The organism is Gracilibacillus alcaliphilus, from assembly GCF_016909015.1.
Taxonomy (GTDB): domain Bacteria; phylum Bacillota; class Bacilli; order Bacillales; family Amphibacillaceae; genus Gracilibacillus; species Gracilibacillus alcaliphilus.
Window position 1 is genome coordinate 102472 of record NZ_JAFBFA010000014.1, and the last position, 12183, is coordinate 114654.

A 12183-nucleotide genomic window follows, 5' to 3' on the forward strand; every position below is an offset into this window, starting at 1 on the left:
TTCCTCCTGAAGTAAAGTATTATACACGATTTGTAGAAACGTTTCATCAAAGATAAGAATGACTCCCTTTTTGAAAAAACGAATGTAACTATTTAGTGTATATGATTCAAAAGTCTAACACAATGAATTAAAAAAATCCTTGCACACGGTTACAAGATTTATTATAATGAATTTGTCGAAACGTTTCAATGATTTTTAACAAAAACATGAAAGAAATGATCCAAATGATTTGATGAAATGGAGCCGACATACAAACCATAATAAATAACCTATTTAGGAGGGAAAGACATTGACACTTAAGAGAAAGATGGTAGGATTGTTTCTATTTGGCGTTATCATGATAGCTTTGGCAGCTTGTTCTTCAGATGACGAAAATACGGATGAGAACACCATTCAAGTTTGGACCATGTCAGATGGGTTGGGTGATTTTGTAACAGAATATGAAGAAGAAACCGGAATGAACGTAGAGGTGCAAGCCATACCTTGGGACAATGCACATGATAAATTAGTGACGGCAGTTGCTTCCGGAAAAGGGCCTGATGTCTTACAAATAGGTACAACTTGGATAGCGGAATTTGCAGAAGCGGGTACTTTTCTGGATTTAACGGATTATGTAGATGATTATGAGAATCTAGGTGCGGAACACTTCTTCGACAGTGCTGTGGCCTCGACAAAGTTTGAAGGTCAGACAATTGGTATACCGTGGTATGTTGATACGAGGGCATTGTTTTATCGGACGGATGTGTTGGCAGAGGTAGGCTATCCAGAAGGACCATCTACATGGGATGAAATGATTGAGGCCTCGGAAAAATTAGCGGCACGGGGAGAAGGACAATATGCTATTGATTTACCAGATGATGATCCACAATTCCCTTTTATTTTGGCGTGGCAGCAAGGCTGGGATTATGAGATGGACAAACAGGCCGCTAACTTTGAAAAGTCAAGCCTTCGTGATGCAGTAGCATTACATCACTTGTTTTACGACAAAGGGTATTCCCAATTAGGAGAAGGGAAGGAATTCTTTCAGGCATTTAGTGATGGATCGAAACCGATGTTTTTCAGTGGGCCATGGGATATAAGAACGATTCAAGAACGGGCGCCTGAGATTGAAGGGGACTGGAGCATACGTGTGATGCCGTCTGCTGAGAATAATCATTCCATGATGGGTGGTGCTCATTTAACGGTCTTCCATAACTCCCAAAAGAAAGAACAAGCACTTGATTTTATTAACTGGATGGCTGATCCGGACACACAAATAAAATGGTATGAGTTCTTTAGTGAATTGCCAGCAAATGAGGAGGCGTGGGAGGATCCCGTCCTTGCCGATAATGAAATGGTGATGACATTTGGTGAACAGCTAGAGGCGACACAACCATTACCTCTTATTCCGCAGTATGAACGAATTGGCGGTGAGCTCTTGGATACACTGGAGAAAATAAATCGTGGTGGCGAAGATATTGACGAGGCGCTGGAAGAGTTTATTAGTCAAGCGGATAGTATTTTAAACAGATAAGCAGGATGCACAACATTCGCATCTACCTGAAAAGGGAGTGAGAAAAGAAGATGAATAACTTCAAAACAAAAATGACACCATTTTTATTTATTGGCCCGGCCGTTGCTATTTTATTGCTGTTCGCCTTTTTACCTATTATTGTAGCTTTGGTGATCAGCTTTACAGATACCAATTTAGTTGGTTTGGCGAATTACTCCGAAATTAATTTTATTGGTATCCGTAACTATATTAATTTGCTGAGTGACGGCAACTTTCTTCAATCTATAGGGAATACCTTTTTCTATGTGATTATCGGTGTGCCGTTGTCCGTTGGATCTTCCTTCCTGATTGCGGTACTCCTTCACTTAGTAGGCAGCTGGTTAGCCTCGACCTTCCGAGTGATTTACTATGTACCATCTGTTACGAATATTGTAGCGATTGCGGTTGTGTGGGGCTTCTTATATAACCAGGAATATGGTCTGTTCAACTATTTATTATCTCTAGTTGATATAGGAAGAATACCTTGGTTAGAAGATCCGTTTGTAGCTAAATTGTCTTTGATTCTGTTAGCTGTTTGGAAAAGTAATGGAGTAAGTATGTTGATCTTCTTGGCAGCCTTACAATCGATTCCGCGTTCCTATTATGAAGCAGCAGATATTGACGGAGCAAATAGATGGCAAAAGCTAAGATATATAACGATTCCATCGATGAGTTTTGCCACCTTCTTTGTGACGATTACTACTTTAATCGGCTGGATGCAGTTTTTCGAAGAACCATTTGTTATGACAGACGGCGGACCGTTAAATGGTACGAATTCCATTGCCTTGTTTATTTATCAGGAAGGTTTCCAATATAGTGAGTTCGGTTATGGTGCAGCGGCGTCGTTTATCTTGTTTGCGTTTATTATTATTGCGACATTGATTCAGTTCAAATTCCGAAATAAAGATCAATCATTGTGAGGTGAATGAGGATGTACTTACGAACAAGATTAGAGAAAACCATTGTTATAGTGATGTTAACGATTGGCGGTATTTTAGTTTCCCTTCCGTTTGTTTGGATGATCTTAAGTTCTTTTAAGAATGACCAAGAAGTATTGAGTATTCCGCCGACATTGTTTCCTCAAGATCCAACGTTAGAGCATTATATTAATTTGTTTCAGAATCTAAATTTTGACGTTTATTTAGTAAATACGTTGATTATTGTCTTCTGTTCCATGATTGGCTTGTTATTCAATACGATGGCTGGTTATGGATTTGGTAAGTTTCAATTTAAAGGAAAAGAAGCCTGGTTTGTGGTCGTTTTATTAACGATGATGCTGCCAGCTCAAGTTACCATGGTGCCTACGTATTTAATTTTAAATGAAATGGGCTTAACAAATACAATGAGCGGGATTGTGCTCCCTGGTTTGGTAGCAGCCTTTAATATTTTCTTGATTAGGCAGTTTATGGTGACGATCCCGGATGCATTAATAGAAGCAGCACGATTAGATGGCGCAGGAGAGTTTTATATTTTCTTCCGCTTGGTGCTCCCGTTATCAATGCCAGTGGTAGCTGTACAGATTATTCTGACCTTTATTGCCGCATGGAATAGCTTCTTATGGCCATTGATTGTAGCTAATGATCAATCGCTGTATACACTATCTGTTGGTCTGGCATTGTTACAGGATCAGCATGTGACCAATTATGGTTTGCAAATGGCAGGTTCCGCCTTTATGGTTGTGCCGATTATCATTATTTTTATTATTTTCCAGAAATATATTATGGAAGGCTTTAACATTTCGGGCATTAAATAAACCGACAGGAAATGTTATAATGAAAGAAAAACGCAGTGTAGTAGTAAGGGGGAAGATGCAGTGGCAACTATTAAAGATGTAGCAAAATTGGCCGGTGTGGCGGTGTCGACTGCTTCTTATGCCTTGAATAACAATGGCCGGATCAGTCAGGAGACCAAAGAGAAAGTGTTAGAAGCGGCCAGGGTATTGCATTATCGAAAAAACGGCATGGCATCGGATCTGAAGCGGACAAGAACGAATACGATTGCCCTCATATTGAGCGATTTATCTGGGCCCTTTTACTCCGAATTAATCAAAGGTGTGCAGGATATTGCGACAGCGAATGGCTTTGATTTAATTGCATGCAGCTCGATAGGCGGCACGCAGTCGACAGCAGTAAAGTTTTTGATGGAAAAGCGTGTCGATGGTGCGATTATTTTGGCGAATAATATTAGTGATACTGTTACTCTACAAGCATCACAAGGCGGGCTCCCGCTTGTGGTGCTTGATCGGAAGGTGCAAGGCGAACATGTTTATCATGTGGAAGTAGATAATGAAGATGGCAGCTTTAAGGCGGTTGAGTATCTGATTCAACAAGGGCATCGCCATATTGCCTTTATAGGCGGACCTAGTGATTCTTACGATAATAAAAAGCGTTTGAAGGGATATCAAAAGGCGCTTGTTAAACATCAAATTGCTGAGCAATCGAAATGGAATCTAAAGGGAGATTTCACCAAACAAGGCGGCTATAAAGCAACAAGGCTCCTTATTGCTCAGGGGGAATTACCGTCTGCTATTTTCTATGGCAATGATGAAATGGCTATAGGGGGTTTACAAGCGTTTAAAGAAAGTCGGATTCGTGTGCCGGAGGATATATCAATTATCGGTTTCGATGATATCCAGCTTTCTGAGTATGTCTCCCCAACATTAACCACGGTGAAACAGCCGAAGTATGAAGTAGGCGCATTGGCGGTGCACCTTATTTTACAGCTGTTAGAGGGGAAACAGATTAATGAACAGTACAAATTATCAACAGAGTTAGTTATCAGAGACTCAGTACTTGCAAGAAAAGGGTAATCCATAGGAGGTAATGATCAAATGTTAATCAAAAAGAAATATGTACAAGCAGACCATGAACTGCCTTACTTGTTTCACGCACCAAAACAGGCAGGACATGAAACAGCAGGTTGGCCCCTCGTTCTATTTTTACATGGAGCTGGTGAACGGGGAACGGATTTAACTAAGGTGACAGACCACGGATTTGCAATGAAGATGACAGAACCAGATTATCAAGAGGCGCCATTTATTTTTGTGGCGCCGCAATGTGCAGAGGATTCTTATTGGACGGAAGAACTGCAAATTGTAAGCGATTTATTAGAGGAGATCATGGTGTCCTATCCGGTAGACGAACGGCGTATCTATTTGACTGGTTTAAGTATGGGGGCTATTGGTTCATGGCATCTCGCTTTAAAATATCCGAATCGGTTTGCGGCCATGGTGCCTGTTTGCGGCTCAATCACATTACCTGCTCATCGTCTGGAAGAGTTTCCGCAAATTTTGGCTAAAGATGACATATGGAAGCAACTCCATGTTTTGAAGGATCTGCCGATATGGGCCTTTCATGGAGAGGCTGACGATGTGGTGCCAGTAGACGAAACGGCAGAAATAATCGATTTTCTAAAGCAGTTCAATGACCATGTGCAATTAACGATTTACCCTGAGGTTGGCCATGATTCCTGGGTACCTGCCTTTGAAGATCCGCGTTTATATGCTTGGCTGTTTAAACAAGGCAGGTAAAGACTGTATGTTGATAAAACTTGTTAAATACATAGGAGGCTAAATAATGCGAGTGTTATTATTAGATTTAGATTCGACTAGACCTGATCATATGGGATGTTACGGCTACCATCGCAATACTACTCCAAACATTGACAAAATTGCGAAAGAAGGTGTCCGTTTTACTAATTATTATACAACAGATGCGCCGTGTGCCCCTTCGCGAAATGCACTGATGACGGGCAGGTTCGGTATCCACACCGGTAATATCGGGCATGGCGGAACAGCCGGTGATATGCGATTAGAGGGAGAGGATCGTGAGTTTTTTGATACATTGAAGACCGATAGTCTGCCGACGATCTTTCGACAGGAAGGGATGAAGACAGCATTAATTAGTCCGTTTGCGGAACGGCATTCTTCCTGGCAGTTTTATGCAGGTTTTAATGAAATGTATAATACCGGTAAAACGGGCGGTGAATCAGCAGAAGAGGTGACCCCGACCGTTTTAGACTGGTTAGATTGCCATCAAGGACAAGATGATTGGTTTCTATATGTCAATTATTGGGATCCGCATACACCTTATAGAGTGCCAGAATCATTTGGTGATCCCTTTAAGGACGATCCTTTACCAGAGTGGATCACAGACGATGTGCTAGCAACCCATTTAGAAAGTATCGGCCCGCACTCAGCACGGGAAATTAATATGTATGACAATAGAGAGCAGCCTGATTTTCCGCGGCAGCCGGGTGAGATTACGGATAAAGCAGGGCTAAGGCGTGTGATCGATGGCTATGACACAGGTTTGCATTACCTAGACCAACATTTAGGTAAGGTATTTGCCAAACTAGAAGAGCAAGGTGTATTAGAAGAAACAGTTATTATTATAACAGCTGATCACGGAGAAAATTTGGGTGAACTTGGTATTTACGCCGAGCATGGTACGGCGGATCAAATGACGTGCCGTCTGCCAATGATTATTCGCTGGCCGGGGCTGCAGTCAGGCCATGTGGATGAAGATTTGCATTACCATTTAGATCTGGGTCCAACCTTAGCTGACTTACTGCAGCAGAAACCGCGTGATTCTTGGGATGGACAAAGTTATGCGGCTGTATTGAAGGAGCGCGAACGTGCTGGCAGGGATTATGTCGTGTTCTCACAAAATGCACATGTTTGTCAACGCAGTGTACGATTTGATGACTGGTTATATATTCGTACCTATCATGATGGTTTTCATTTGTTTGAAAAGGAAATGCTTTTTCATTTGGCTGATGATCCTCATGAACAGCACAATTTGGCTGCCCAAAGAAAGGATATCTGTAAAGAAGCCGTTTACCTATTAAATGAATGGCATGATGAGATGATGTTCTCGATGAAATATGATGTCGATCCTATGTGGACGGTTATTAAAGAAGGCGGTCCATACCATGCAAAACCGGCAGATCTCAAACGATATCTAAAGCATCTCAGAAACACAGGGCGTGAAGCAGGTGCAGATCAACTGGAAGAGAAATATGCCGAACAATTAAAATAAGTATGTGGAACTGCTTATAGAATTTTAGGAAGATTCAATAAAATATTTATACAGCATCATGTTAAGTAGTTGTATATAGTGTAAAAGAAAAAGATAGATGAACGGGACAAGACCTGTATGCATCTATCTTTTTGTATAACAATATTTTATTCGGGGGTTTAATTAACGCACCAAATCGTATGCTAGGTTTATTGTTTATAGGTTTTATTTGAAGTGATCCATTCCATAAATTGTTCATACGGATAATATACTTTTCCGTTTAATTCAATCTTGGGTACAGCTGGGTATTCATTTAAGCATCTGTCCGTTTGTATGCTGATTTTCAGCGATGAAACACATTGGTTTAAAACAAATAAAGGCTTGTCCTATTGTTGAAAACAAGGCGATCTCCAACTCGTTTAGCTTCATCTGTCTTTCTTTTTATGTAAGAAGATATTTACTAGCTGATTATAGGTATAATCGCGTCGCTTGTCCCATATATTATGTAGCATAATATCTGTTTTGGCGGGTACTCATGCCAGTCAGATTGTCGGAAAGGGGAAAAGCACATGCCTAAGCCACTTGGCGTCATTGCTTGGTTATTCGGTCTTTTTTTGTTAATTATTCTTATTCAATATCCCATGCAGGAAACGATGGATTCATCGCAGACCTGGTCGCTGCCATTAGCCGGCAAAACGATTGTGATAGATCCAGGACATGGTGGAGCAGATGGCGGTGCCAAGGGGTCGGATCAAACAGAAGAAAAGGAGATAGCGTTAATCGTGAGCCAACATATTCGTGATTATTTACAACAAGCAGGTGCTATTGTTTATTTAACCAGAGAGGGAGATTATGATTTAGCCGAGGCTGAAACACAAGGGTTGTCGCGCAGAAAAACCGAAGATATCCATAACCGTGTGGCCTTTATTAAGGACAAAGAAGCAGACCTGTTTTTAAGTATTCATTTAAATGCCTTGCCAGATAAACAATGGAGAGGGGCGCAGACTTTTTATCATCCAAGGCAAGAAACGAATAAGCAATTAGCCGTGGCAATTCAATCGGAAATCAAACGGAATTTAGAAAACACGACCCGAGAGGCCTTGGCCATTGAGCAGATTTATTTGTTGAAACATTCCGAAACAACAGGTGCCTTAGTTGAAATTGGATTCCTGTCTAATGAGGAAGAGCGCAAATTATTACAATCAGCTGACTATCAGCGGCAAATGGCTGCTAGTATATATGAAGGCATCCTGCAATATGTCACTTCTGAGTAGATAATATGGACGGGCTGGATGGGCAGCTGTTGCCATAAAGGAACCTGCACCATCTCCCGCTAAATAAAAAGCGCCTCTGCTGATGGGAACTGCACTTTTATGTTATACTAACAATAAGCTATAGTATACAAATGAGGTGACCAATAATGGTAACAGAACAACAAGTCATGGAACTTCTGCATAAGATGAAAGATCCATTTTTACATAAGACTTTTAAAGAAACAGATGGAATTGAAGAGGTAACAATTAAGCCAGAGAAAAACCATGTTAGTGTGAAATTGGCGATTGCTAAGATAAATACGGCAGAGCAAATGCAACTTCAGCAAGAACTGGTAGGGGCACTGAAACAGATTGGAGCGGTGACAGTTGGTCTTCGTTTCAGTCAGCTGCCAGATGAGGTAATTGCAAAATTTCAACCGACACAGGAAGAAGATACCTCTTTGTTAGGGAAGAACTCCAAGACGAAGTTTCTGGCTATTGCTAGTGGAAAAGGCGGCGTAGGTAAGTCTACGGTCACCGTTAATACGGCAGTTGCTTTGGCTCGTCTTGGAAAAAAAGTAGGGATTATTGACGCCGATATCTATGGTTTTAGTGTTCCAGATATGATGGGGGTAGAGGAACGTCCAAAACTGAAAGGTAATAAAATAATTCCGGTAGAACGCTTCGGTGTGAAGGTTATGTCGATGGGATTTTTTGTAGAAGATAACTCGCCGGTAATTTGGCGCGGTCCTCGTCTAGGTAAGATGTTGACCAGCTTCTTTAAAGAAGTAGAATGGGGTGAATTAGACTTCTTACTGCTGGATTTACCTCCTGGTACAGGAGATGTGGCATTAGATGTCCACAACATGATTCCGTCATCAAAAGAATTGATTGTGACGACACCACATCCGACGGCAGCTTTTGTAGCTGCTCGGGCAGGGCAAATGGCTATAAACACGGATCATGAAATACTTGGTGTAATTGAGAATATGGCTTATTTCCAAAGCAAGGTAACTGGTGAGAAAGAATATGTCTTTGGGAAAGGCGGAGGGGATAAATTAGCAGAAACCTTAGATACAAAGGTCATTGGCCGTTTATCCTTACAACAGCCTTATCAAGAAAAAGATGTCTTTGCCCCGTCTGTATATCAGGAAGACCACCCGAATGGCAAGGAATATATTGAAGTGGCTAAGCAGATCATTAAGCAGTTCTAACTTTTAGGGTTAAGTAAATCCGCATGAAATCTTATAGGTCTGTGTTGAGGTGCAGCACCTACTTGATATCATGTGGTTTTTGTTTTCATGTGCGAGAGTTACCAATCGTTTGAGTATCCTCTGAAGTCATGTGTAAGATATAACAGACCAATTTAGGATTCAAATTCTTATTATTGGTTCTCTTCTTCTTTACCAGCTACTCCCTTGTCGTTTCCTGGTGCGGGTGAACTCTGATTGCCGCCACCGCCGCTATTGGAGAGCATCTCTGCTATTTTGGCTTGAAACATAGGGGAATTTATCGTCTCTTCTATAACCGTCCCCAAATGTTCGCGAAATTGTTGACTTGTCAATAGGGTTAAGGTTTGCTTTTCCATTTCAGGGTCACTCAGAATTTCCATCATTTTCTTTTGGTATTCAGGATCGCTCATAAGTTTCTTCGAGACTTCAGTTTGCTGATCCTGTAATGTAGTGGCAAAAGGCTCAACAAACGTAGGATCCTGGAACATTTTTGTCCAAAATTCCTTCCCCTGATCAGAAGAGAGCGATTCGGTTACCGCTTGTTTGACGACGCCTGTATCAATGACGTAGGTCTGCTGCATGTCATCACTAGCCAAGACTTCTGTAATCGCCCTTTTGCCATCATCTGTTTTTAGTATATCTGCTACCATTTTCTTGGTGTTCTCGTAATCGGTGTTCTCTTTTGCCTCTGATTGAGTATTATTGCATCCTGTTAATAAGCATAAACCTAACAATACTATATAAATAAATCGGTACACTATTACCGCTACCTTTCTGTAAAAAAATAAGCTGTATTTATAATATGGAGTCATTTATAATTAAATATGTATGATGAAAGAAAAAAAACAAAAGACGTGTTAAAATACGTGATAAGGACGTACATAAAAGTGAGACTTTCATCAGTGAAGGCTGATCCTTTTATTGATGACGAGGTACTGTAGGAGGATATTATTTTGAAAAGTCGTGATGTAGTAAGGTTGTTCTTTTCTACTTTAACGGTTGGTGGGGTATCTACACTAATCGCAAGTTTTTTTGTGAAATCGAGTGTGTATGCAGAATTTATAAGCCCATTCGATTGGTTTGAAATATTGGGTTTACTGATCTTTTTTCTTGCACTGGGCTTTGTATTTAGCTTGGTTAGTCAGATGGGTTTCTTTGCCTATTTAACGGTTAATCAATTTGCTTTAGGAATATTTCGCAGTTATTGGCCGATTGTTCAAATTGGCATTATTGCTTTTGCTTTGTTTGATCTCGTTTACTTTCGCTACCGGGGTGTAGAAACAGGCAGTTTAACTATGTTTATCATAACAGCAATTGCCTTGTTTATTTATGGTTTGATTATTGCTTGGTTAAAAGCGAAGGAAACACATAAAAAGGCATTTATTCCTGCCTTGTTTTTCATGGTCGTGATTACATCGATTGAATGGGTTCCGGGTTTGCGTACAAATGATGGAGATTATGCCTGGTTAATGATTGTCCCATTAGTACTATGTAATACATATCAATTACTTATATTACATCGTTTAACACACAAGGAACAGACTGCATAAGGTCTGTTCCTTGTGTGATTATAGAAGTTAACACAGTTATCAGTATTCGGTTGGAGATAGGCTGAGCGGTTTATTTTACACTGTAGTGCCAAGTTGTTCACCCTTTTATTCCAACAGCTCTTGTTGGGTGTCTGTTTGACTGATCAATTCGGAAATTGTAACAAAATCCCGAGATTCTTTAATGGCAGGCAAGACGATTTCCAAGGCCTTTTCTGTTTGCTTTACTGTATCGGAGGCATGCAAAAGTATAATATCTCCATTTTGAACATTGGTAAGAATGTCCTCAGCTATTTTTTTAGTTCCTGGATTTTTCCAATCGTTAGGATTTAAACTCCAATGTATGACAGATAATCCTTGTTGTTCGGCTAGGGATACGACTTCCTTATTTAAATGTCCATTTGGTGCGCGCAGCAGATAGATATCTTCATAACCCAATTTGTAAAAGGTATCCCGTGCCTTATTCAAATCTTTGCTTACTTCTTCAGGTTCTTGCTCGGTGTAAGATATATATTGATAACCCAGCATGCCAATTTCATGCTGTTCTTCGGCAATCTTTTCTAACAAATCAGGATGACGTTCTGCCCATTCACCGCTAACAAAAAATGTCGCAATCACTTCTTCCTTTTTTAAGCGCTCTAGAATGGGGAGGAGCTGTTCACTCCCGTGGCTGATATTAAAAGTAAGGGCAACAGTATTGGCTTGTTCATTCCCTGCTTGTAATGCCCTGGGATTATCCTTGGTGGAGAATACGGTTGTTGTGTAGTTAGATTCGAGGAATAAAAAAAGGGCGATAAAAAAGGAAATAGGCAGGATCAACAACAAGGCTTTTCGTATACTAATAATATATAAACGTCTCAATTCATATCTCCTCCAATGGCTTATGCTTGTCTTAAGTGTATGTGGCGAATGAGGGAATTATGTTTGAATTCTCAATAAAACAGGAATAGAAATAATAGTGCTGGGGAAGTTAGTATCAAAGGAATGTTTAGGAGTGAAAGCCATGTTAGGTTTATTAATTACAGAAAATGAACAGCAGGAATTACAATACATTATTAAGCGTGAGTTGGAAGAATTATTGTTAGATTTAGAAGATCAACGTATTGATAAGCTTGTTAAGCAGGCGATGAAGGAACGTTATAAAACCATTTTTCATCTATATACAAGAGTAGCCAGTGAAGAAGAAATAAAGAAATATATACCTCATAAATTGATCATGGAATAATGTTTGCCTGAACTATATCTTTTTCGTATGATATAAGATATAGTTTTTTATTGGCTAAAAAGGGGGATCAGACGGGGAGGCAGGCCGTCTTTTAACAATATTTCATATTTTATAAAAAAATGAAAAAAAGCTATTGCTCTATAAAGATCGATGTGGTATATTATTTCTTGTCGTCAATTTGAGAATGAAATATTTCAAAGCTGTTAAAAAAAGATTAAAAATAGTATTGACTTACTATTATCAACATGATATATTATATTTCGTCGCAAAATGACATCATAACATTGATCATTGAAAACTGAACAAAACAACCAGTATGTAAAAGAAGAAAAAAGCAATATGCTAGCTTGTCAAAAGCGAGCACAAGACAACTATAT

The 12183-nt window shown here is 39.9% G+C and carries 12 protein-coding genes; 10 read left to right on the forward strand and 2 right to left on the reverse strand.

Annotated elements, in window-relative coordinates:
- The first annotated feature begins 289 nt into the window (after positions 1-289).
- The 8 genes from JOD18_RS12145 to JOD18_RS12180 all read left to right on the forward strand — a co-directional run bounded on the left by JOD18_RS12145 (position 290) and on the right by JOD18_RS12180 (position 9016).
- Complete coding sequence (locus tag JOD18_RS12145; RefSeq protein ID WP_239588089.1) at positions 290-1513, forward strand: sugar ABC transporter substrate-binding protein; 1224 nt, start codon at positions 290-292, stop codon at positions 1511-1513.
- Positions 1514-1563: 50 nt separating this feature from the next.
- Positions 1564-2451 (forward strand): carbohydrate ABC transporter permease, encoded by an 888-nt coding sequence (locus JOD18_RS12150; protein ID WP_204669294.1) that lies wholly within the window; start codon positions 1564-1566, stop codon positions 2449-2451.
- A gap of 11 nt (positions 2452-2462) precedes the next feature.
- Positions 2463-3284 (forward strand): carbohydrate ABC transporter permease, encoded by an 822-nt coding sequence (locus tag JOD18_RS12155; RefSeq protein ID WP_420827802.1) that lies wholly within the window; start codon positions 2463-2465, stop codon positions 3282-3284.
- Positions 3285-3344: 60 nt separating this feature from the next.
- Positions 3345-4340 carry a substrate-binding domain-containing protein gene (locus JOD18_RS12160; protein ID WP_204669296.1) on the forward strand — a complete coding sequence of 332 codons (996 nt, stop codon included), beginning with the start codon at positions 3345-3347 and terminating at the stop codon, positions 4338-4340.
- A gap of 21 nt (positions 4341-4361) precedes the next feature.
- Positions 4362-5060, forward strand: a complete 699-nt coding sequence (locus JOD18_RS12165) for a carboxylesterase family protein (RefSeq protein ID WP_204669297.1) — start codon at positions 4362-4364, stop codon at positions 5058-5060.
- A 46-nt stretch (positions 5061-5106) separates the two neighbouring features.
- On the forward strand, positions 5107-6570 hold the full coding sequence (locus JOD18_RS12170) for a sulfatase family protein (RefSeq protein ID WP_204669298.1): 1464 nt from the start codon (positions 5107-5109) through the stop codon (positions 6568-6570).
- A gap of 548 nt (positions 6571-7118) precedes the next feature.
- The gene (gene cwlD / locus JOD18_RS12175) at positions 7119-7823 is read left to right on the forward strand and encodes an N-acetylmuramoyl-L-alanine amidase CwlD (RefSeq protein ID WP_204669299.1); all 705 of its coding nucleotides are present in this window, start codon (positions 7119-7121) and stop codon (positions 7821-7823) included.
- Positions 7824-7969: 146 nt separating this feature from the next.
- Complete coding sequence (locus JOD18_RS12180; protein ID WP_204669300.1) at positions 7970-9016, forward strand: Mrp/NBP35 family ATP-binding protein; 1047 nt, start codon at positions 7970-7972, stop codon at positions 9014-9016.
- A gap of 170 nt (positions 9017-9186) precedes the next feature.
- Here JOD18_RS12180 and gerD read toward each other — a convergent pair whose 3' ends face one another.
- Positions 9187-9792, reverse strand: coding sequence for a spore germination lipoprotein GerD (gene gerD, locus JOD18_RS12185; RefSeq protein ID WP_204669301.1), 606 nt, complete (start codon positions 9790-9792; stop codon positions 9187-9189).
- 195 nt (positions 9793-9987) lie between these two features.
- Here gerD and JOD18_RS12190 point away from each other — a divergent pair, with 195 nt between their 5' ends.
- Positions 9988-10584 carry a KinB-signaling pathway activation protein gene (locus JOD18_RS12190; RefSeq protein WP_204669302.1) on the forward strand — a complete coding sequence of 199 codons (597 nt, stop codon included), beginning with the start codon at positions 9988-9990 and terminating at the stop codon, positions 10582-10584.
- 105 nt (positions 10585-10689) lie between these two features.
- Here the strand turns inward: JOD18_RS12190 and JOD18_RS12195 are convergent, their stop codons facing one another.
- Entirely contained in the window at positions 10690-11442 is a 753-nt protein-coding gene (locus JOD18_RS12195; RefSeq protein WP_204669303.1) for a polysaccharide deacetylase family protein, read from the reverse strand.
- A 142-nt stretch (positions 11443-11584) separates the two neighbouring features.
- On the opposite strand from JOD18_RS12195, the gene JOD18_RS12200 reads away from it, so the two are divergent.
- A complete protein-coding gene (locus JOD18_RS12200; protein WP_204669304.1) occupies positions 11585-11806 on the forward strand; it encodes a hypothetical protein in 222 nt (73 codons plus the stop codon).
- The last annotated feature ends 377 nt before the right edge of the window (positions 11807-12183 follow it).

Coding starts and splice junctions, on each gene's coding strand:
- cwlD (WP_204669299.1), top strand. CDS start 7,119: ATGCCTAAGCCACTTGGCGTCATTGCTTGGTTATTCGGTCTTTTTTTG.
- JOD18_RS12170 (WP_204669298.1), top strand. CDS start 5,107: ATGCGAGTGTTATTATTAGATTTAGATTCGACTAGACCTGATCATATG.
- JOD18_RS12155 (WP_420827802.1), top strand. CDS start 2,463: ATGTACTTACGAACAAGATTAGAGAAAACCATTGTTATAGTGATGTTA.
- JOD18_RS12180 (WP_204669300.1), top strand. CDS start 7,970: ATGGTAACAGAACAACAAGTCATGGAACTTCTGCATAAGATGAAAGAT.
- JOD18_RS12165 (WP_204669297.1), top strand. CDS start 4,362: ATGTTAATCAAAAAGAAATATGTACAAGCAGACCATGAACTGCCTTAC.
- JOD18_RS12150 (WP_204669294.1), top strand. CDS start 1,564: ATGAATAACTTCAAAACAAAAATGACACCATTTTTATTTATTGGCCCG.
- JOD18_RS12200 (WP_204669304.1), top strand. CDS start 11,585: ATGTTAGGTTTATTAATTACAGAAAATGAACAGCAGGAATTACAATAC.